This is a genomic window from Burkholderia sp. Ac-20392, from assembly GCF_017104585.1.
Classification (GTDB): Bacteria; Pseudomonadota; Gammaproteobacteria; order Burkholderiales; family Burkholderiaceae; genus Burkholderia; species Burkholderia lata.
The window spans coordinates 1-18,865 of sequence record NZ_JAAGPB010000026.1 but is presented as its reverse complement, the minus strand read 5'-3'; the positions used below and the strand labels follow the sequence as shown (position 1 = coordinate 18,865).

The window sequence follows — 18,865 nt, the reverse complement described above, 5'->3', positions numbered from 1 at the left end:
CGCGCCGGCTCATGAATCGGCCGCTGGCCGTGATCTTCGCCACCGTCGTGCTCGATGCGGCGGGGATCGCGCTGATCTTCCCGATCCTGCCGGGTCTGCTCCGCTCGATGACCGGTACGGACGACGTGTCGTCGCTGTTCGGTGCGATGCTCGCGATATACGCGTTGATGCAGTTTGTCTTCGCGCCTGTCCTCGGCGTGCTGTCGGATCGTTACGGCCGCCGGCCCGTGCTGCTCCTTTCCCTCGCGGGCGCGGCCATCGACTACCTGATCATGGCGTTCACGCCGCATCTTTGGCTGCTGTTCGCCGGCCGCGCGGTGGCGGGGTTGACCGCGGCGAACACGGCGGTCGCGATGGCCTACATCGCCGACATCACGCCCGAGGCCGGGCGCGCGCGCCGCTACGGCTTGTTCCACGCGTTCTTCGGTGCCGGCTTCGTCATGGGGCCCGTCATCGGCGGCGCGCTCGGCGACGTTTCGGTGCGCGACCCGTTTCTCGCCGCCGCCGCGCTGAACGGTGTCAACCTGTTGCTCGCGTTGTGGATGCTACCCGAGTCGCATCGGCCCACGCGTGCGCCGATCGATTGGCGCGCGCTGAATCCGTTCGCGCCGCTGCGCTGGGCGCTCTCGTTTCGTGCGCTCGTGCCGCTGCTCGCGGTGTTCCTGCTGATCAGTCTCGTCGGGCAGACCTACAGCACCGTCTGGGTGCTCTTCGTCGAAGACCGCTTCGGCTGGACCGGAACCGAAGTCGGCGTGTCGTTGGGCATCTTTGGCGCGCTCGTCGCGCTCGCGCAGGGTTTCGCCGTGGGGCCGGTCACGCGATGGCTCGGCGAACGCGGCACGCTGCTGGTCGGCATCGTCTGCGAAGCGGCGGCCTTGCTCATCCTCGCGTTCGCGCGGGCAAGCTGGATTGCATTCGCGTTGATACCGCTGCTCGCGTTCGGCGGAATCGGGCTGCCCGCGCTGCGATCGCTGCAGAGCAAGGCCGTCGACGGCGAGCGCCAGGGGCAGTTGCAGGGCGTCGTCGCGAGCTTCGTCAGCTTGGCGGCGATTTTTGGGCCGCTCGTGTTCAGTTGGATTTACGCGCTGTCGCGGCCGGGCTGGAATGGGCTCGTGTGGATCGTGGGCGTCGCGATCTACGTGCTCGCCGTGCCGGTCGTGCTAGCGGTGGCAGGGCGGAGCAGGGCGCAAGGAATGGCTTGAAAGGTCATGACATTCATGGCGCGTGGCGTTCCCCGGCTGTCGCTGTTATCTCCCCGCGCTTCGTCGACGGCTTGTGTTAACGCCTCCAGGAAGCCGGTTCGAAAACGCTGATCTCCAAGGGGCGCGAGCGCCCGGCCACGACCCTTGGGGAGGGCGACGACAGTTCTCGTTGAACTGTCGCGCCGGCTCGAAACCTCGCCGTCGTGGGGGGGGCGTGGTTTCTCGGCCGTCGACGTCGTTCAGGCTGCTGCCGCCTGACGAACCGAGTCGTGCTGCTCGCCACCCAGGATGTCGATGAGACTGGTCAACATCCGCGCCAATTCGCCGGTCATCAGCGTGACATCCGAGTCGAAGCGTTCAGCGTCGTTCTGCGCGGTCGGATCCGCCGCTTCCTTGATCACGTCGAGCGGCGTCACGCGCTTGATCGTCAGCGACGGCGTCAGCACGAAGGAGATCCGGTTGTCCCAGGTCATCGCAAGGCGCATGCATTGCTTGCCGGCCTCGATATGCCGGCGCATGTCGTTCGCTTCCAGCGCGTGGCCGACGTATCGCACCGTGGCGCCGCCTTCGCCGCTCGAGCGCAACTCGGCGTCCTGGTCCACGGTGAATCCGCCCGGCGCCTCGCCGGACAACAGCCAGTCCGTCATCGCGGCTACCGGCGAATGCGCCACCTGAACACCGGCGAGCGGCAACTGGTCGATCGATTTGACGAGCAGGCCGCGAACGTCGTCGGCAAGCGCCTGTGAAGTCGCATCGATGACGAGCCAGCCGTTCACCGTATCGATCCACACGCGGGTATCGCGGCGAATGGTGAACGCGCGCGGGAGCAGTTCGTCGGTCACCTGCTCCTTGAGTTCGCGCATCTGCTTTCGCCCGACCTTGAAGCCCTGCTGCTCCTCGACTTCAAGCGCTCGATCCTTGGTTACCTGATTGACGACCGATGCCGGGAGCAGCTTCTTTTCGGCACGAAACGTCAGCAGCATCTGCCTGTTGATCGAATACACCAGTGCACCGTCGTCACGCGGCGACGCCCATCCGAAGCTCTGCATTTCGACGCTGGTGCCCGGCTGAAACGCGTGGGGCGCCAGCCATTTTTCCATCTGATCGGGGGTAACGGCCCAAGGAGCAGGAAGACGATGAAGCTGAAGGTTCTTGAACCACATAGGAGTACGGGCAAAGCACATCATTCTATATGACGGTGATGCTTCCGGTGCTAATTTGGTCGCTCGGCGTGACGGTCCAAGTCGTTGACGAAACGGGCCGAAATGTCTGGCAGAGGATCGGGCTTATCCGCACGCCTCTTTCTCTACGTCGTCGAGCCAGTTCGCCCACGCTTGCATCATCTCTCGACGCTCCGGCAAATACTTGGCATGGTTGTACGTCGAACGAGTCCTGTCCTTGTCTTTGTGCGACAACTGCATTTCAACCACCTCGTCCTTCCATCCCATTTCGTGAAGGTTGGTCGATGCGGTTGCTCGAAAGTCATGGCCCGTTATTGGTTCGGGGTTGTTCGGAACCATGTAGTCGATCGCCCGATTGATCGTTGCACGACTCATGTGTGGACGCGTTCGGTTGCTATGCAGAATCGGCAGGATGTACCCGCGATCTCCATACATCTCCTGAAGCTCGCGCAGCAGTCCAAGCGCTTGTTTGGGCAGCGGAACGATATGGAGTCGTCGAGACTTGATTTTTTCCGGGGGCACCTTCCATTCCGCGCTCCCTAGGTCGATTTCTTCCCATCGCGCCCGGCAAAGTTCGATCGTTCTCGGAAACAGCATCATCAGCAATTGAATCGCAATCGCGGTTCGTCTGCTCTTGTAGGTCGGAAGCTGTCGAAAGAGCGTCTTTAGTTCGTCGCGGCTCAACGGCTGAGCGTTCTCTGTCGGCGGCTTCAGGACCGATCCTCGCAGCACCGACGCGGGGTCTGTGTCTGCCCGCAGTGTTATCACCGCATACTGGAACACGTTGGACACGTACTGCCGCAGTTTGATCGCTACGGAAGGGGAGCCGCGCTCTTCGACCCGGCGCATCAAAGCAAGCACATCGTGGGCGGTAAGAGAGCGTAAGGGACGGTTCCCGGTGTACGGGTACGCATCGGTTTCGAGCATGCGCAGAATCTCGCCAAAGTGTCGCTCGGTCCACGTCTTGCGCTTCTTCTCAAGCCACTCGTCGCAGACTGCTAGAAAAGTCGCTTTGCCTTCGTTGATACGGGCCGATAGGACTTCCGTCGCGCATGGGATGGGTGCAGTCCTTTGTTGACGAGTTCACGCGCACCGTCGCATTCAGCGCGCGCGCCTTGAAGGCTGACGCTGCGACATTCTCCGATAACAAAGAGATTTTCCTTCCCGGCAATTCTGTACTTGTATCGCCAGAGCCTGGAGCCGGACGGCTTCATCAACAGATCCAGTCCATTGAAGTCGGCAAGTTTGGTAGGCTTATTACCTGCCGTTGCTTGTCGGATCTTGATGGCATCAAGTGGCACGGTGAAAATGTGGGTATCGTCGCCGGCTGATTGAAGCGATACCCGCTTTATTACTCGCATCTTGCTCGGCTAGACGCCTTCCTGGCGCACGCGAGCAAACGGCGAAAGGGCGTAAGATGCCCGATTGGCAAGGGTGACAGGCAAGTCGCCGAACCAGAACGAACAGGAGCAACCGAAGTGATCCGTCATATCGTCATGTGGAAGTTGCATTGAAATATCAATGTTTAAGTCATTGATATTTAATGAAATACATATTCATTTGATCGCTTGATACCCCCATCGATACCCCCTTTTTGCTGCGCTGGGGTAGAAGCCGGGTGGGCATGAGTTTCCGTACCCCCTGTAGCCTTCTTCAGTTTCTTGCAGCGCCGCCGATAACCCTCTTGGACCGTCTCGCGCCAGAGGTGTCCGTTTCATTTCCCGCCCTCACTCTTCCCCCGAGGGCGGGACTTTTTGCATGTAGGGCGTGTCCGTCAAAGCTGCTTTGGTCCCAAATATTGATCAGCTATATTGAAAGTGTCTCGGGGATGGGACACAGGACGGGAACAAAATGAAATACACGCACAATGAGAATGCAGGCCCCATCTGGGGTGTTGTCGCGGGTCTTCTTTTGACGGCCGTCGGGCTAAGCATGGGACTCTTTCCCAAGCTGCTGGATAGCGCCGGCTCGCTGAACGATTTCGTCTCGTCGGGCGTTACGATGGTTGGAATCTTTCTAGTCGTTTACGCTGTCCGCGAGACGCGGCGGAAGCATCAGCGCTGAAGGTCAAAGCTGGCACTGCATGCGTCGACGAGTAGGTCATCGACGATGATCTCGCCTGCAGAACGGCCGGCGCGCAATGCATCGAGGCTGTCGACAAAAGGCTTGCCCTGTTCGTCGGCCAAGCGAATCGGCGCTAGGAAAAAAGATCGTGTGTGTGCTGCGCGCACCTGGACTATTGCGAGGTAGCCGAGCGGCGTCTCGCAAGAGACCGAAGATTCTTGAGACGCTTCGGCCTTATGTTCGCAATGAACGTCGATCGTATATCCACGGTAGGTGTATGAGCTGGTCATGTTCGCCTCGCTGCGGGTAGAGCGACGTTCGAAAGTTTGCACGCGGAAGTATAGCTACGTGCTCTCGAAATGCGACATGAATCTTGCCTATGAGCGCCAATCGTTGCCGTAGGCCAACTCGATGATTTTCTTCGTGGGAATACTTGCTCGCAATTTTGCGACGGCATCGTGACGGAACAGTTTGCAGCGGGCGATTTCGTTGCTTGGTTGCGGCTTCAGGGCGGCGCTGAGTTCACCAATAAACACATGGTGCAGCTTTGAGAGGCCGCCGAAGTGCATCGCATACGTAAGGTCCAAGTCGACCAAGCCGGTCTCTTCCAACAGCTCCCGATGCGCCGCTTCTAGAGGCGTCTCGCCGGCCTTAATTGTCCCGCCTGGCAGCGCCCATCGCGATGCCGCGCGAGCGACCAGCAATACATAGTCTCCTTGGAGGCACACTACCGTTGCGCGTTCTTTTACGGGTATAGCGACGCTATCTTGGAAGCTCATGACGGCTGAGGCTTGAGTGTTTTTAGTATTCTAGCGCGGCCGTAGCGACTGCCGGTCGGCAGCCCAAAATTATGTTCAGACTTGACGTAATCGCGTTCGAGTCATCGCTGTTTGCGAGCCAGCGGAGTATTTGGTAGCTCGATCGCTGAACCGTGATGTTCAGGTGAGCGCCACAGCGTCGGTATAGTGCCGGCACCGTGGCGGATCGTTGGCGCGTGTCATTGAGCACAGGATGCTTCTGCCGAAGTGATTGATCTAATCCATGCTTGTACTTCGGTCTCCGCCCATAGAGACAGATTGCGTACACGTCGCGGCTTCGGGAAGCTCCCTTCCTTCATCATGTCGTAAATCGTTGTCTTGCCTAGGCCCACCATGCCGATAACGCTTGGCAGGCGCAGAAGGCGTTCATTGGTAGTGCTCAATTAAAATTTCCTCGATGTTCTGTTTCGGGCTGCGTTGCGCGAGCGAGTTGCATAAAGCCAGTCTCAAGCGTGGTCGCGGCCGTTGCTGCCCAGGTGCGTGTGTCTTGGGCTGCTTTGTGGCGGGCGTACGAACCAACTTCGTCGGCCATCAGGTCCAGCAACTCGATGTCGGCCGCGTGAGAGATCTCGGTGATCAGCGTGCGGATCTCGTTGCGAAGGGCATCAAGTCGCGCGAGCCTGCCTTGGCGGGTGTCCGCCAAGGCTTCGTTATTCTGGATCGTTGTTGCGGGCGTTAGCCCGCTGCTGTTCGACTGCATTGAAGTGCCGTTGACGCTCGCCAGTGCGATAGCCGGGCGCTTCTTCGCGTGTTCCCGCTTTCGCGGCAGCGGACGTGGGGTAGAAGGGGCCGGGCGAGGCATCACGAAGCCTCCTTCGTGGTCGCATAAATGGCTGCCAGCTCGGGCGTCCATTCGGGGTCAGGCATCGCATACAATTTGTCGAGCCACGCATGCACGATCGGTGCGTCTTTCGATTTCGCGTAACTGGATGACTGCATGACGCGCGTCATGTCTGACACCGAACCACGGATTGCTTGCCCGCGTGATGGCACAAGCGCGTTGCAGGTTGGAGGTGATATCGCGGTTACGGGTGGAACCGTAAAAATCGCAGGAGGCGTAGTTTGGCATTCGGTCAATTTGACGCCGCTCGATCTGAATAATGGCGGGACACTCAAAGGTCCATTGTGGCTGGCCCCGAGTGCCCGGATCTATCTGTCGGAGGGCACGCCGCAGAATCCGTCGCTTACGTTCGACAAAGACGGAGCGCCGGATACGGGTCTGTACCACATCACTGACGGCGCGTTCGGCATCACCTGTAACGGGGTCGTGACGGCACGCTTCACGGCCGATAAAGGCACGATCTTTGATCGTCCGGTGCAAGTCCCGACGGTGGCGGCTGGCGATAGATCGAATAATGCCGCGTCGACAGCGTACGTCGTCGACGCCATTTCGTCGGCGTCGATCGGTCAGATCATCTTCGAGGTGCGAAACAGTGTGCGAGCGGGCTGTCTGAAGCTCGACGGTGCCTTGCTGAAGCGAGCTGACTATCCGCAGCTCTGGGCGTACGCACAGGCGAGCGGAGCGCTTGCAACGGAAAAGGATTGGGCTGCTGGGTGGTGGGGGTGCTTCTCTATCGGTGACGGCGAGACAACCTTCCGCATTCCCGAGTTTCGCGGTGAAGGTATCCGGTGTGCTGACGGTGGGCGTGGTGTAGACGCCGGTCGGGGTGTCGGTTCTTGGCAGGACAGTCAGAACCGATCGCATGTACACGGAGCCTCGTCAAGTGACGCCGGCGATCACTCCCACAGCGCTTGGACCGATGGGTCCGGTTGGCATGGGCACAACATTTCGCAGCAGCCGCACTCTCACGGGTTCGGTCTCGGGTCGAATGGCGCGTATTCGACGAGCACCGGGCGTGGTTACGGTATGGACAACGGTCGTGCGAACAACTTGGGGACGGATGGGGCAACGATCCCGATTGGCATTGACGGCAATGGGCAGCATACGCACGTCGTCGGGATCGGCGGGGTGGGTGGGCACTCGCACGCGATCAGCATCGCGGCCGATGGTGGTGCGGAGGCGCGTATGAGAAACATCGCCTTGCTTGCGATGATCCGCGCATATTAATTCGAGGGGTAGACCATGCTTTGCAACCAATATGACAGTTTGACAGGGCAGTACGTCGTGAGCTTTCTCGCCGATGTCGATCCGATGAATACGAGCCGCTATCTGGTTCCCGCGTTCTGTACGCTCGAACCGCTGCCCGAGCGTGACCCGCGCACCTGGCCGTTCTGGCGTGACGAAAAATGGGAAATGCTGCCCGACTATCGGGGCGTGCGCCTGTATCGCACGGAGTCCGGTGTGGCGTCAGAGATAACCGTGGCAGGAGTGACGCCTGACGACGTGGGCCTGACCGACAAGCCGCGTCCGACCGATACGCACGTATGGCGCGATGGCGCGTGGGCCGTCGACGAGAAGGTCGTTGCGGACCGGGCGCGTGAGGCGGCGATGAATGACTTCTTTGCTCGACTGGAAAGCGCCCGCCAGAAGAATCGCGGCAAATCGGACGCGCGGATGACGGGGCGGCTGTCGGATCTCGAAGAAGCGACGTTCGACGCATGGGCCGACTATCAGGTCGAGCTGGTGAATGTTGTCGAATCGCCGACTTTCCCGGCGAAGATCACGTGGCCGTCCGAACCTGATCCCGCGTTTCCCGGCACACGACTGCTATGTCGAAGTGTTTGCAGGCGGGGCCGCGCTGTACTTCATGCGCCCGCCGGCGAAGGTCGAAGTGGTCAACGATATCAATGGAGAGCTGATTAATTTGTATCGTGTCGTGCAGCATCACGTCGACGAGTTCGTGCGCCAGTTCAATTGGGCGTTTACGAGCCGTGAGCTGTTCGGCTGGTTGAAGCACACGATCCCGGAAGCACTCACCGATATCCAGCGTGCTGCACGCTTCTACTACCTGCAGAAAAGTTGCTTTGGCGGGAAGCTCGAAGGGCAGACGTTCGGATCGAAGACGCTGGCCGCGCCGGGATTGAATCCCATTCGCCTCAAGGAGGAGCTATCCGTCGCACATCAGCGGTTGGCGAATGCCTTCATAGAGCGCTTGGATTGGGCTGCGTGTATCGACCGATACGATCGGCCGCACACGCTGTTCTATCTCGATCCGCCGTATTACGAGACGCAGGGGTATGGCGTGCCGTTTCCTTTCGCTGAGTATGAAAAGATGGCTGAGCGGCTGCGCCGTCTCAAGGGGCGCGCGATTGTGAGTCTCAACGATCACCCGGACATTCGACGCGTGTTCGAAGGGTTCTACATCGAGACCGTGCCAATCCAGTACACCGTCGGCGTTGAGGCCGTCGACCGGAACGAGCTGATCATTTTCAGTTGGGATGACGCGGCGCAGCCGGTGGGGCTGTTCTAACCGAAGATGCCGGTGCGATCAATCATGCCGGCATCGCGTTCAGGGTGCAGGCCGGAAGCGTCAGTCGAAGCGAGCGCCCTCGATCATGCGACGGAGCTGGTCGAGGGCAAACGAGTCGGGATAGCCGTTCTTCTTCAATTCCAGCTCGGCAGCGCAGACCATTTTCTCCATGAGTCGCAGCGTCCGGCGGACGTGCACGACTTCCAACACAAAACGCTGTTCGATTGTGAGCGCACGATTTTTCTTGTACTGGGTTGCGCTCCACGCGTCGCGCAACTCCTCCCATGTCAGGCGTTGGAATTCCGGCAGCTTTGTTGCCTTGTCGGAACCGGGATCTGGTTCGCCAGGTACATCGTGAAGCCGGAACTTCATGGCTTCGCGAGCGCGCCACTCGTCAGAGAACGGAGCAACGGAAGCGCGCGGATTGCCCATGCGTCCGGCCCGCATGATCTCCTTATCGATCTTGTTTGACAGGCGGCGCAGCGGGGCTGCGTATTGCAGCTCCTCGGCACGATCAAGGTACGCGATCATTCTCGCGGCATTGCCGGTCAGGGTGCCCATCTCACGCAGCGTAATTCGCAGGTGTAGCACTTCGAGAATCAGCCGATGAACGTCGGCATACGTGCACGTGCGCCACCATTGCGACATAGCGTCAAACTGGGGCGGGTCGAATGGGGGCAAGATCATGATGCGAGCAAAACACTGTATGGATATACAGTTTATCGCGGAGTAAGATGAGGCCGTCAAGTCTCAAAAATGGGGGCGGGCTGTGTGCACAAATTACAAGGCACCAACCGAAGATCCAGGCATCAACGAGCTGAAGATCGGCATTGGCGATTTGTACCGCCTTGACCCGTGGGAGCCGGATGTGTACCCGGACTATGCTGCGCCGATTGTATTGGCGGACGGGGATGGCCTGAGCGTCGTCAAGGCAGTGTTCGGCTTCTGGCCGAAGTTCATGCAGCCTGAGCGTGTCGACGAAGACGGCAAGAAGCGGAGAAAGCTCGACACGGTCAACGTCCGTTCGGAAACGGTCGGTGAGTCTCGGCTATACGGCAAGGCCTGGCGATCCGGACAGCGCTGCTTGATCCCAGTTCGATGGATATACGAGCCTTCTTACGAGACTGGACGAAACGTTTGGCAATGCATCGGCCTTACCGACTGGCAGCCGTATTGTGTCGCTGGTATATGGAGACGTTACGAAGGGGATGACGGCCGCACGCTGATCGGCATGAGCATGCTGACCGTCAACGCTGATGGTCACGCGGTGATGGGGCGTATGCACAAGCCGGGCGACGAAAGGCGATCGATCGTCATACTGAGATCTTCCGGCTACGATGAATGGCTACATTCAAACAATGTCGAAGCGGTACGTACAATGCTCCAGACTTATCCTGCTGATGAAATGATCGCTGCACCAAAGTGAATTGGCTCGAACGAATGGGCACAAACATAGTATTGGAGGCTATTTCCTCGTTATGGCTTCTATAAACGGAGCTTTGAACGATTCATAGCTAGCCATTTGATTCGCGGTTCTATCGTGGTCAAAATCGTTTTCTGATAGCCACGTGCAAATTTCACCTGCGGACGATCTACCATCAAGCGCCTCATCTAGGCGCATCTTGGCGGAATTTGGTGCCGCATCATTTCCGGGCAAATCTTCTAATACGTCGCAGCCTTGATAGGGATTGTCCTTGACGGCACATAGAAGCCATGCTTCGGATTTTGGCTTGGGCAGCATCGGTACGCCTCTCGTGTGCCCGGCTCGCGCAAAGCCTTGGCAAATCGAATCGAATTTACGATTCCAATCAGCTGGCGTCGAATTTGTTCCGTCCGAATCTCGGAACAATACGGCGACTGACGGCTGTTTGTTTTTTTGTTCGTGCTCAAGCGCAATTTCTCCCAGCATCCAAGCATTTATATAGAAATAACCGGTCTCTTGAGCGCGTCCTTTTCCTGCGAGTGCCATCGACCGCTGTTCACGTTTCGCCTTCGCGCGATCGACTAGTTCTCCTTTGCCAATGAAGATATATGCGTCGCGATTGTGCGCCAAGGGGCTGAAATCGTGATGCTTTTCAATCAAACTGTCGATCAGATGTGTCATCGGGCCAGGTTTAAATTCGTCGCCCGTACAAGTGCCCGCGCCGTTATTGCATGTGCCGATGTCTGTTGGTCCTTCGCCGCTCATTACATAAATCATTTTTCCTCCTGAGTCGGCGGGTTCCGCATAATTTTTTTGGATATGGATCTCTTAAATTCTTCGAGTTTGTTTTTCTCGACTTGGTCCAGCTCAATGGCTTCGTTAACAAGGGCGGGCAGGCTCGTGTCGATGAATGCTTCTCCGGGGCCCATAATCTGAAGTTTCTCAGTCGCGCGTGGCAATTGAAAAAATGGTCGCGCCTTCGTGCTACCATCTCCCGATCTATATATGAACTGGATAGCATTCATTGCGACATTGTCTTCTAAATAGTTGAGTACCACTGGGCTATGTGTGGTCACAATAATTTGACCGGAGCACCGTTGCAAAGCGTCAACAAGTTTCTCAACGATTTCTGGATTGACGCCATTTTCAATTTCATCAAAAAGAAGCGTCGATTCCGTCATGGCCGTCTGCGCCAGAATGGCTAAAATGCGTAGTAATCCATCGTTCGTGTATTTTGCTTCCGATTCTATGCGTTTTCCACCATGCTCTTCGATAATGGAGAGTCGCTTCCAGCCCGCTCGCTGCTGCACCACTTTGTAATCAACTATTGATGGATAGAATGATTTTAGGAGGTGGATGAGTGCTGCGCGTTGGTCGCCTTTTATTTTGTATAAAAACGCAGAAAGTTTTTCGCCACCAATGCCGATATCAACGTCACTTTCTCGAGAAACTGATCGCATTAAGTGTGGTGAAAGTAATTCGAGTGATCGGATATTGCGGATTCCGTCGCGTAACGCAACGATATCCTCCGTCAGAAGTTCCTTTTTTAGAAGTGAAAGAAGGGAGCCTTCGTAATTAAATGAGATGTCGATTTTATCGGATTTTCCGATTGAGTACTTGCCTCGCCGGACGTCGAATAGAATGTTGTCCGGGTGTGGGTCAAATATGTCGAGATCATCGCGTTCTAAATCGTTGACGACATAAACATCTTCGCGTGTGCAGCTGCCAGTTTGGCGATTGAATGCTGATCGCCATTTTACGAGTTTCCCTGAAGGCAGCTTAAAGGTGATGAATGTAACAATGTTGACTGCGGTCGAGAGTCTGGAGTGAAGGTCTTGCGATTTCCATCCGCGTTGCTTAAGCCATTGCTCAACATCGCCGCGCATTAAATGGGAGGCGAAATCGATTGCCTGAAGGATGCTGGTTTTTCCTGCTCCATTCATCCCAACGAAGCAATTAAAGGTTTCGGAAAATCTAAGCTTCGTATCTACGATCGATTTAAAATTTCTAACTCTGAGTGATACTATCATTAACTTGTCCCTTCTTGACGAGAGGGGCTCGAAGCAGTGTGGTCGATGCGCTCATTTGTCCCTTTGTCGCTCGGAATGCACGAAACTGCTCGCATTGGGGAGCGCTCCGCAAAGTCACAATGTCGTCGATGTACTGCATTTTTCGGAGAGCCGTGGTGCGTATGCTCGAATCATACCCTTTCTGTATTGATACATCGATCCCTACTTCGCGGCCTTGGCTAGGGTGCTGTTCCGTGTTGGAGCACGGTGATCGTTGATGCCACCGATCCCATCGACGGGCTACGCGGGCCGTTCGTGTGCCGTTCTAGCGGAATTTGAATCGGTTCTACTAGCATTTGGGAAATCGCCGCCACGTAGCGGCCGGCGCCGCCACGTAGACCTTTCGTTACGATGATTGAGTAGGTGCCAGCGGTACTGGCGCAGCAGAGGGAGAGCCCGCGGACCACATACGGCCGATCGTGCTTCGCATTGCGAATCAGCTCTTTGGGTGTACGAACTTGCGGTACTTTGCGTACGAATCCGGGCGGCCACCTCGCGTGCGCTTGTGGAAGAACTCCTCGTTTGCGAGATCAAGGGCACCCCGTGCTGCACCGATCGACGTAAATCTCGTTTCGTCACCGCTTTCTTCGTCGCAGGGTGGATTATCGAGTTCCCCCATCTTTAGTGCGGGTAATCCGCGCTGGAGGTCTTGATCGACCTCTTGCATCGATTTATATCCTGCGGTCAATACTTCGATCAGAAACTCTTCAATCGAATCACTATCAGCCACCTCGCGGTCCGGAAATATTTCCAGGAGATATGAGTGCATTATGTCTTGATTGATTGGAATTGGCTCTTCGTCGTTTGCTACTTCTATATTTTTTAGATTGTTGCGAAAATCGCTAATTTGCTTTGAAAACATTTCAAAGTGGGTGTCTGCTACATAAAAAAGCCCACTGAGTGCGTGGAAATCTCTTTTTAATTCGGCTGGTATTCCGAATTCGCTTTTGTAGTCTATGTGGTGTGAGACCGCGGCCCATGCATCCATCGCGATAGTCCGAACCTGCAACTCGAAAGCAATTCCCTTGACAGGGTCATATCGAGGGCCGTTAAAATTTTCCCCTAGCTCGCAAACAAGGTGATCCGACATATAGCCAAATGAAGTGACGTCACTGCTACGTGTTTTTCGATCTTCTTCAATTACATTGAACGTGCGTCGAACTTGATTGACGATTTGTTCGATTTGACCCAAAAACATACAAACGACGCGAACGCCAATCACGTCTTTCAAGCCAAAATGATATCGTGGCTCGGGGTCGAACAGGTACATCAGTCCATTTTTTTGCTCAGTGCGCCGTAACTTGCCTTCAATCGATTCTTTCGATTTTATTCGGCTTGAAATGGTGTGAACTTTAATGCCTGCTTCTGATAACGCGTGCCGCAAGGCATGCTCGACCTCATTGGCGAGTTCATGATAGCGCTCTGCATACTCTGCATACTTCGTTTGCCAGGGAGGTGAATCCCAAGCTGGCCCCGTTGTCATAGTAATCCTTTGGTCAAAAAATTGGCTACGTCTACTCAGGGTAAGCATAGCGTATACTACGCCCCGATAACGGAAGAGGTACGCTGCGACCGATACTGCCTAGCGCGAATGATGAAATTGGAGCAGATTGGATGTTGGCTATTTCAGCATTGTGCTGCCACGCCGGTGGCGCTCTCATGGTGCATGCAAATATCCGTCTGATGTGCTGTCGGTTGACCGTTTCAGTATCGCTATTGAATTGGAGGCCTGGATTGGCTTGTTCCAGGGGATTGCTATCAGAGTCTCAGCGGTGATTTTTCTCCTTTTGCCATGACATCTTTTAGGTCATACAAAGGTACTTCAATAATCCATGATCCGAAAGCGTACGCAGCTACCGTATACGGGGCGAAGAAAAAAATGAGTTTCCCGTCTGATATCGTGAAGGTCTCAAAATTTGAAAGTGCTGGGGAGGTGGCGGTTTGGAAGGTGTCGGCCCAGAACTCATCGGTAGTAATGTCGTGGCCACTTCTATTCCAATACTCGCGGGCGATTGATTTTCTGCATTCTTGGCTTATTATCTCGGCGGCCCTGTTGGTATCGGAGAATAATTCCATCAGGCTGAGTGAGTAGAGGCGGTCATTGGAAATTGTAAAATTATACGTTTCGTGAAATTCATTGGTGTGAGCGGCCCCGGCACCGTACCAGCTGCAATTATAATATACGCTGACGTTTTGCTCGGTGGCCGATGCTATGCCAAAATTGTCCCATCGACCATTCGAGTGAAAGGCATTGAATTCGCCATCAGGATTTGGATATAATTCGCGATCTATATCCCATGGCTTTGTGCGATTCTCGACGAGCAGTCGAGTGGCTCTTCCCTTGTAAAGGGTATTTAGGGATTGAGCTATTCCCGGAAAATTGCCTGAAGAAAATTCGGGATAATCGATGGAGATTTCGTATCCTGGTTGACCTACTTCTTTTTCCGTAATGGTTCTGGAGGATACCTTGAAGGGTCCGTGTGCGACTCCATCTAATATCGCAACATCTTGTTGTTCTGCTGCTCGCATGATCGAGGCGACAATCTTGTTTTTTGCGCCTGGGTCATTGTATCCAATATATTGGGCGCGTCTGGATATCTCATCAGGCACGTCGCACGGCTCGAGAAGCACTGGGATGAGATAAATGTCATCTGCGTGTTTGTACTGTAGATTCTGAACAGCAGTATTGGCCTCACGCGTCACAAACGAGCGCTTCTTAACCGAACGAGGACTCATGAATAGTACGACAACGTTCGCTTCGTTCAGGGCTCGATCGATCTCGCGCTCCCATGCCTGGCCCGGAAGTAGGCGCTCCGTGTCCATCCAAGGATCTAACCCTAACGCCTTGAGATGATCATGAAATTCTTTGACGACCGCGTTGTCTTCTTTGGCGTAGCTCAAAAACACTTTCAAGGCTGCCTCTCATTTTGGTGGTAACGCGCTTCGGGATGGCGCTCGCGTTGCTCTACGCGCGACTCGAACTGGCGGATCTGCTCAAAGTGATTCTAAATGCAAGCAGTGTGATTTGGGCATGGGTCGGAAGAGCAATCAGGGGTTGACTCGGTGTTTCCAGTAGGGATGTACGTTGGTCGTGGCGTAGGTTTTGGAGTTGACCGCCCGTCAGATAAGGCGCAAGTACTGCTGCATCATTGGTCATTGATGGAAGCGCTTGCGGTACCCCCGTCTCGGCATGCCTCTTCCTCGACGTCGTCGAGCCAGTTCGCCCACGCTTGCATCATCTCCCGGCGCTCTGGCAAATACTTGGCATGGTTGTACGTCGAGCGCGTCCTGTCCTTGTCTTTGTGTGACAACTGCATTTCAACCACTTCGTCCTTCCACCCCATTTCATGGAGGTTGGTCGACGCAGTTGCTCGAAAGTCATGACCCGTTATCGGTTCGGGGTTGTCCGGAACCATGTAGTCGATTGCCCGATTGATCGTCGCACGACTCATGTGTGGACGCGTTCGATTGCTATGCAGAATCGGCAGGATGTACCCGCGATTTCCATACATCTCCTGCAGTTCGCGCAGCAGTCCCTGTGCTTGCTTGGGAAGCGGAACGATATGCAGGCGCCTTGATTTGATCTTCTCCGGGGGCACCTTCCATTCCGCGGTGCCCAGGTCGATTTCTTCCCATCGCGCCCGGCAAAGTTCGATCGTTCTCGGAAATAGCATCATCAGCAATCGAATCGCAATCGCGGTTCGTCTGCTCTTGTAGGTCGGAAGCTGTCGAAAGAGCGTCTTTAGTTCGTCGCGGCTCAGCGGCCGAGCATTCTCTGTTGGTGGCTTCAAAACCGATCCCCGCAGCACCGACGCGGGGTCTGCGTCTGCCCGGAGCGTGATCACCGCGTACTGGAACACCTTGGACACGTACTGCCGCAGTTTGATCGCTACGGAAGGGGAGCCACGCTCTTCGACCCGACGCATCAATGCAAGCACGTCGTGGGCGGTAAGAGAGCGCATGGGGCGGTTCCCGATGTATGGGTATGCATCGGCTTCGAGCATGCGGAGAATCTCGCTGTAGTGGGGCTCGGTCCACGTTTTCCGCTTCTTCTCCAGCCACTCGTCGCTGACTGCTCGAAAAGTTGCTTTGCCTTCGTTGATGCGCGCCGACAGGATTTCCTGTCGCGCGTGGGAAGGGTGCAGCCCTTTCTTGACGAGTTCACGGGCATCGTCGCGTGCCGCGCGTGCGTCTTGAAGGCTGGTGGTGGGATACTCGCCGATCGCGAAGAGATTCTCCTTCCCGGCAATTCTGTACTTGTATCGCCAGAGCTTGGAGCCGGACGGCTTCACCAACAGATACAGGCCATTGCCGTCGGTAAGTTTGGTAGGCTTGTTGCTCGCCTTCGCTTGTCGGATCTTGATGTCGGTAAGTGGCACGGTGAAAAAGGGGGTATCGTCTCTGGATCGTCGAAATGGTACCCCCTTTTATACCCCCTTTTTTCTCGGCTGGACACGATTTCCGGCGAACGTATGCGAACGGTGGAAGGGCTTGAAACGCCCGACTGGCAAGGGGTTGCGGCAAATTGCCGAACCATCACGAACTGGAGCGAACTAAGTGATTAGACACATTGTCATGTGGAAGTTGAAAGAATCGGCCGAAGGCGCGACGCGCGCACAGAACGCGCTGAAGCTGAAGGAAAAGCTCGAAGGCTGCCGCGACCTCGTGCCGGGCACGCTGCAGATCGACGTCGGCGTGGCGACGCCCGGCCTCGACGCGACCGCGGACATCGTGCTCGTGTCCGATTTCGCGGACAAGGCCGCACTCGATGCCTACCAGGTGCACCCGGTTCACCAGGAAGTGAAGAAATTCGTCGTCGCGGTGGCTGAATCGCGCGAGTGCGTCGACTACATCGTCGACAGCGCACGATGAGCGACGCGGCAACCCCGACGGACGGCCCGTCGATCGAAAGCCCGTTCGTCGACATGCTCGGCGTGCAGCTCGTGTCAGCGAAGGACGGCGCAAGCGAGATTGTGCTGCCGCTCGAAGAGCGGCACATGAACACGTGGAGCATCGCGCACGGCGGCGTGACGATGACGCTCGCGGACATCGCGCTCGCGATGGCCGCACGCAGCCTGACCGACGACGGCATCGGCGTCGTGACGGTCGAGATGAAGGTGAACTTCATGCAGCCGGGACGCGGCGAGTTGCGCGCTTACGGGCGCGTGATGCATCGCTCGACGACGATGGCTTACTGCGAAGGCGAAGTGCGCGACAGCGACGGCAATTTCGTCGCGAAGGCGCTCGGCACGTTCAAGTACATGCGGCGGCTCGCGGTGGGCCGCGACATCAAGCGGCAACGCTCGCGCACGGCGCCGGACGCCCAGCCCGGCCCGAGCGACGCGTAAGCGCCCGGACGCACGGCGGCCCTGCCTCTTCACCGGCAGGGCCGTTTTGTTTTGCGGCGTGCATTGGCACACCGGAATCTCGACGCGCATGACACGGTGCGCTCGCCTGACGCGCGCATGGCATCATGCACGCTTGTCCGTTCACGGTGCCACGCCGGCGCCGTCCTAACCGATGCCGCTGAATCCGAAGATCGCCCAGGTGCTCGACATGATCGAGCGTGCGAAACGTCCGTCCTATCACCACCAGACGCCGCAGCAGGCGCGCGCCGCTTACGAGAAGAGCGCGCCGATCCTCGACGTCGCATCGGCGCCGATGCATTCGGTCGAGGAATGCGTCGTGCCGACGCGCGACGGCCGCACGATCGGCGCACGGCTGTACTTGCCGGTCGCGCCGAGTCTCGCGGAGCCGCTGCCCGCGCTCGTCTACTACCATGGTGGCGGCTTCACGGTCGGCAGCGTCGATACGCACGACGCGCTGTGCCGGATGTTCGCGCACGATGTGCAATGCGCGGTGCTGTCGGTCGGCTACCGGCTCGCGCCGGAACACCGGTTCCCGACCGCGGTGAACGACGCCGACGACGCGTTGCAATGGTTGCATCGCGAGGCCGCCACTTTCGGCATCGATGCCGAACGGCTGGCGGTCGGCGGCGACAGCGCGGGCGGCACGCTCGCCACCGTCTGTGCGGTGCTCGCACGCGACGCAGGCATTCGCCTTGCGCTGCAGATGCTGATCTATCCGGGCGTGACGGGCTACCAGGACACCGAATCGCACGCACGGCTCGCGAACGGCTACCTGCTGACGCAGGACACGATCCAGTGGTTCTTCACGCAATACGTGCGCGATCGGGCGGACCGCGACGACTGGCGTTTCGCACCGCTCGACGGCACGCGCGATGCACCGTCGTTCGCGGGCGTCGCGCCGGCGTGGATCGCGACGGCCGAATACGATCCGCTGAGCGACGAAGGCGCCGCGTATGCGGAGAAGTTGCGCGCGGCGGGCAACGTGGTCACGCTGGTCTGCTATCCGGGGATGATCCACGAATTCTTCAAGATGGGCGGCTACGTACCCGAGGTACGGGCCGCGCATGCCGATGCGGTCGCGGCGCTGAAGGCCGCATTCGACGACGTTTGACGGCGGTTGTTGAGCGGCGAACGCGCCGCATGGGAGCTGCGATGACGGACGGCGTAGTGGAAACGGGCGACTGGACGGTGCTGGGTGGCGACGCCGCGCGGATTCGCGACGCGGTGTTCGTGCGCGAGCAGCAGATTCCGCCGGAATGGGAGCTCGACGACGACGATCCGCTGTCGCTTCATGCGGTGGCGTACCGGGTCGATGCGGCGACCGGCAGACGGCGCGCGGTCGCGACGGGGCGGCTGCTGCCGACCGGG

At 57.3% G+C, this 18,865-nt stretch carries 21 protein-coding genes and 2 pseudogenes; 11 read left to right on the top strand and 12 right to left on the bottom strand.

The genetic code is table 11. The annotated features are described in order from the left end of the window. Positions 1 to 11: 11 nt before the first annotated feature. On the top strand, positions 12 to 1,202 hold the full coding sequence (locus G3N99_RS06275; RefSeq protein WP_174987271.1) for a TCR/Tet family MFS transporter: 1,191 nt from the start codon (positions 12 to 14) through the stop codon (positions 1,200 to 1,202). Positions 1,203 to 1,441: 239 nt separating this feature from the next. On the opposite strand, the gene G3N99_RS06270 is transcribed toward G3N99_RS06275, so the two are convergent. Together G3N99_RS06270 and G3N99_RS06265 are read right to left on the bottom strand one after the other, a co-directional pair. After that, positions 1,442 to 2,365 carry a recombination-associated protein RdgC gene (locus tag G3N99_RS06270; RefSeq protein ID WP_206121932.1) on the bottom strand — a complete coding sequence of 308 codons (924 nt, stop codon included), beginning with the start codon at positions 2,363 to 2,365 and terminating at the stop codon, positions 1,442 to 1,444. 123 nt (positions 2,366 to 2,488) lie between these two features. Beyond that, positions 2,489 to 3,310, bottom strand: a complete 822-nt coding sequence (locus tag G3N99_RS06265) for a site-specific integrase (RefSeq protein WP_206121931.1) — start codon at positions 3,308 to 3,310, stop codon at positions 2,489 to 2,491. A 125-nt stretch (positions 3,311 to 3,435) separates the two neighbouring features. Here G3N99_RS06265 and G3N99_RS41815 point away from each other — a divergent pair, with 125 nt between their 5' ends. Then, positions 3,436 to 3,714, top strand: a complete 279-nt coding sequence (locus tag G3N99_RS41815; protein WP_241011503.1) for a hypothetical protein — start codon at positions 3,436 to 3,438, stop codon at positions 3,712 to 3,714. Between the two features lie 520 nt (positions 3,715 to 4,234). After that, on the top strand, positions 4,235 to 4,447 hold the full coding sequence (locus G3N99_RS06255; protein ID WP_206121929.1) for a hypothetical protein: 213 nt from the start codon (positions 4,235 to 4,237) through the stop codon (positions 4,445 to 4,447). On the opposite strand, the gene G3N99_RS06250 is transcribed toward G3N99_RS06255, so the two are convergent. The 4 genes from G3N99_RS06250 to G3N99_RS06230 form a co-directional block, all read right to left on the bottom strand. Further along, positions 4,438 to 4,737 (bottom strand): hydrogenase maturation factor, encoded by a 300-nt coding sequence (locus tag G3N99_RS06250; RefSeq protein WP_206121928.1) that lies wholly within the window; start codon positions 4,735 to 4,737, stop codon positions 4,438 to 4,440. The two genes, G3N99_RS06255 and G3N99_RS06250, sit on opposite strands and share 10 nt — an antisense overlap. 87 nt (positions 4,738 to 4,824) lie before the next feature. Then, entirely contained in the window at positions 4,825 to 5,226 is a 402-nt protein-coding gene (locus G3N99_RS06245) for an NUDIX hydrolase (RefSeq protein WP_206121927.1), read from the bottom strand. Positions 5,227 to 5,644: 418 nt separating this feature from the next. Then, the gene (locus G3N99_RS06235) at positions 5,645 to 5,965 is read right to left on the bottom strand and encodes a hypothetical protein (RefSeq protein WP_346778473.1); all 321 of its coding nucleotides are present in this window, start codon (positions 5,963 to 5,965) and stop codon (positions 5,645 to 5,647) included. Between the two features lie 101 nt (positions 5,966 to 6,066). After that, positions 6,067 to 6,216 (bottom strand): hypothetical protein, encoded by a 150-nt coding sequence (locus G3N99_RS06230; RefSeq protein ID WP_206121924.1) that lies wholly within the window; start codon positions 6,214 to 6,216, stop codon positions 6,067 to 6,069. Between G3N99_RS06230 and G3N99_RS06225 the strand changes: the two genes are divergently transcribed. From G3N99_RS06225 to G3N99_RS06215, 3 genes and pseudogenes are all read left to right on the top strand, one after another. Then, on the top strand, positions 6,215 to 7,333 hold the full coding sequence (locus G3N99_RS06225; protein WP_206121923.1) for a phage tail protein: 1,119 nt from the start codon (positions 6,215 to 6,217) through the stop codon (positions 7,331 to 7,333). The genes G3N99_RS06230 and G3N99_RS06225 overlap by 2 nt on opposite strands. 15 nt (positions 7,334 to 7,348) lie before the next feature. Then, positions 7,349 to 7,846, top strand: a pseudogene (locus G3N99_RS41810) (tail fiber assembly protein); the annotation flags it as partial. A gap of 7 nt (positions 7,847 to 7,853) precedes the next feature. Then, positions 7,854 to 8,636 (top strand): DNA adenine methylase, encoded by a 783-nt coding sequence (locus G3N99_RS06215; protein ID WP_206121922.1) that lies wholly within the window; start codon positions 7,854 to 7,856, stop codon positions 8,634 to 8,636. Between the two features lie 60 nt (positions 8,637 to 8,696). Here G3N99_RS06215 and G3N99_RS06210 read toward each other — a convergent pair whose 3' ends face one another. After that, entirely contained in the window at positions 8,697 to 9,197 is a 501-nt protein-coding gene (locus G3N99_RS06210; protein ID WP_206121921.1) for a hypothetical protein, read from the bottom strand. 208 nt (positions 9,198 to 9,405) lie between these two features. On the opposite strand from G3N99_RS06210, the gene G3N99_RS06205 reads away from it, so the two are divergent. Further along, on the top strand, positions 9,406 to 10,062 hold the full coding sequence (locus G3N99_RS06205) for an SOS response-associated peptidase family protein (RefSeq protein WP_206121920.1): 657 nt from the start codon (positions 9,406 to 9,408) through the stop codon (positions 10,060 to 10,062). A gap of 39 nt (positions 10,063 to 10,101) precedes the next feature. Here G3N99_RS06205 and G3N99_RS06200 read toward each other — a convergent pair whose 3' ends face one another. From G3N99_RS06200 to G3N99_RS42520, 5 genes are all read right to left on the bottom strand, one after another. After that, on the bottom strand, positions 10,102 to 10,836 hold the full coding sequence (locus tag G3N99_RS06200) for a hypothetical protein (RefSeq protein WP_206121919.1): 735 nt from the start codon (positions 10,834 to 10,836) through the stop codon (positions 10,102 to 10,104). Then, positions 10,833 to 12,089, bottom strand: a complete 1,257-nt coding sequence (locus G3N99_RS06195) for an ATP-binding protein (protein ID WP_206121918.1) — start codon at positions 12,087 to 12,089, stop codon at positions 10,833 to 10,835. Before G3N99_RS06195 ends, G3N99_RS06200 begins: the two co-directional genes overlap by 4 nt. A 475-nt stretch (positions 12,090 to 12,564) precedes the next feature. Then, a complete protein-coding gene (locus G3N99_RS06190) occupies positions 12,565 to 13,611 on the bottom strand; it encodes a RelA/SpoT domain-containing protein (protein ID WP_206121917.1) in 1,047 nt (348 codons plus the stop codon). Positions 13,612 to 13,886: 275 nt separating this feature from the next. Next, the gene (locus G3N99_RS06185; protein ID WP_346778474.1) at positions 13,887 to 15,035 is read right to left on the bottom strand and encodes a TIR domain-containing protein; all 1,149 of its coding nucleotides are present in this window, start codon (positions 15,033 to 15,035) and stop codon (positions 13,887 to 13,889) included. A gap of 239 nt (positions 15,036 to 15,274) precedes the next feature. Then, positions 15,275 to 16,507: an integrase arm-type DNA-binding domain-containing protein gene (locus G3N99_RS42520; RefSeq protein WP_206121915.1), complete on the bottom strand. Its 1,233-nt coding sequence runs from the start codon at positions 16,505 to 16,507 to the stop codon at positions 15,275 to 15,277. A 178-nt stretch (positions 16,508 to 16,685) separates the two neighbouring features. Between G3N99_RS42520 and G3N99_RS06175 the strand changes: the two genes are divergently transcribed. The 4 genes and pseudogenes from G3N99_RS06175 to G3N99_RS06160 all read left to right on the top strand — a co-directional run. Continuing rightward, on the top strand, positions 16,686 to 17,000 hold the full coding sequence (locus tag G3N99_RS06175) for a Dabb family protein (RefSeq protein ID WP_027787175.1): 315 nt from the start codon (positions 16,686 to 16,688) through the stop codon (positions 16,998 to 17,000). Beyond that, positions 16,997 to 17,476: a PaaI family thioesterase gene (locus G3N99_RS06170; protein ID WP_046545900.1), complete on the top strand. Its 480-nt coding sequence runs from the start codon at positions 16,997 to 16,999 to the stop codon at positions 17,474 to 17,476. Before G3N99_RS06175 ends, G3N99_RS06170 begins: the two co-directional genes overlap by 4 nt. Before the next feature lie 172 nt (positions 17,477 to 17,648). Continuing rightward, complete coding sequence (locus G3N99_RS06165) at positions 17,649 to 18,608, top strand: alpha/beta hydrolase (RefSeq protein WP_206121914.1); 960 nt, start codon at positions 17,649 to 17,651, stop codon at positions 18,606 to 18,608. A 41-nt stretch (positions 18,609 to 18,649) separates the two neighbouring features. Beyond that, positions 18,650 to 18,865, top strand: a pseudogene (locus tag G3N99_RS06160) (GNAT family N-acetyltransferase); the annotation flags it as partial.

Excerpts from the sequence above, each read along its gene's own strand:
- G3N99_RS06165 (WP_206121914.1), top strand. The coding sequence starts at position 17,649 with ATGCCGCTGAATCCGAAGATCGCCCAGGTGCTCGACATGATCGAGCGT.
- G3N99_RS06265 (WP_206121931.1), bottom strand. The coding sequence starts at position 3,310 with ATGCTCGAAACCGATGCGTACCCGTACACCGGGAACCGTCCCTTACGC.
- G3N99_RS06275 (WP_174987271.1), top strand. The coding sequence starts at position 12 with ATGAATCGGCCGCTGGCCGTGATCTTCGCCACCGTCGTGCTCGATGCG.
- G3N99_RS06255 (WP_206121929.1), top strand. The coding sequence starts at position 4,235 with ATGAAATACACGCACAATGAGAATGCAGGCCCCATCTGGGGTGTTGTC.
- G3N99_RS06230 (WP_206121924.1), bottom strand. The coding sequence starts at position 6,216 with ATGACGCGCGTCATGCAGTCATCCAGTTACGCGAAATCGAAAGACGCA.
- G3N99_RS41815 (WP_241011503.1), top strand. The coding sequence starts at position 3,436 with ATGGGATGGGTGCAGTCCTTTGTTGACGAGTTCACGCGCACCGTCGCA.
- G3N99_RS06190 (WP_206121917.1), bottom strand. The coding sequence starts at position 13,611 with ATGACAACGGGGCCAGCTTGGGATTCACCTCCCTGGCAAACGAAGTAT.
- G3N99_RS06210 (WP_206121921.1), bottom strand. The coding sequence starts at position 9,197 with ATGGGCACCCTGACCGGCAATGCCGCGAGAATGATCGCGTACCTTGAT.
- G3N99_RS06250 (WP_206121928.1), bottom strand. The coding sequence starts at position 4,737 with ATGACCAGCTCATACACCTACCGTGGATATACGATCGACGTTCATTGC.
- G3N99_RS06195 (WP_206121918.1), bottom strand. The coding sequence starts at position 12,089 with ATGATAGTATCACTCAGAGTTAGAAATTTTAAATCGATCGTAGATACG.
- G3N99_RS06270 (WP_206121932.1), bottom strand. The coding sequence starts at position 2,365 with ATGTGGTTCAAGAACCTTCAGCTTCATCGTCTTCCTGCTCCTTGGGCC.
- G3N99_RS06200 (WP_206121919.1), bottom strand. The coding sequence starts at position 10,836 with ATGATTTATGTAATGAGCGGCGAAGGACCAACAGACATCGGCACATGC.
- G3N99_RS06245 (WP_206121927.1), bottom strand. The coding sequence starts at position 5,226 with ATGAGCTTCCAAGATAGCGTCGCTATACCCGTAAAAGAACGCGCAACG.
- G3N99_RS06235 (WP_346778473.1), bottom strand. The coding sequence starts at position 5,965 with ATGCAGTCGAACAGCAGCGGGCTAACGCCCGCAACAACGATCCAGAAT.
- G3N99_RS06225 (WP_206121923.1), top strand. The coding sequence starts at position 6,215 with ATGTCTGACACCGAACCACGGATTGCTTGCCCGCGTGATGGCACAAGC.
- G3N99_RS06170 (WP_046545900.1), top strand. The coding sequence starts at position 16,997 with ATGAGCGACGCGGCAACCCCGACGGACGGCCCGTCGATCGAAAGCCCG.
- G3N99_RS06215 (WP_206121922.1), top strand. The coding sequence starts at position 7,854 with ATGTTGTCGAATCGCCGACTTTCCCGGCGAAGATCACGTGGCCGTCCG.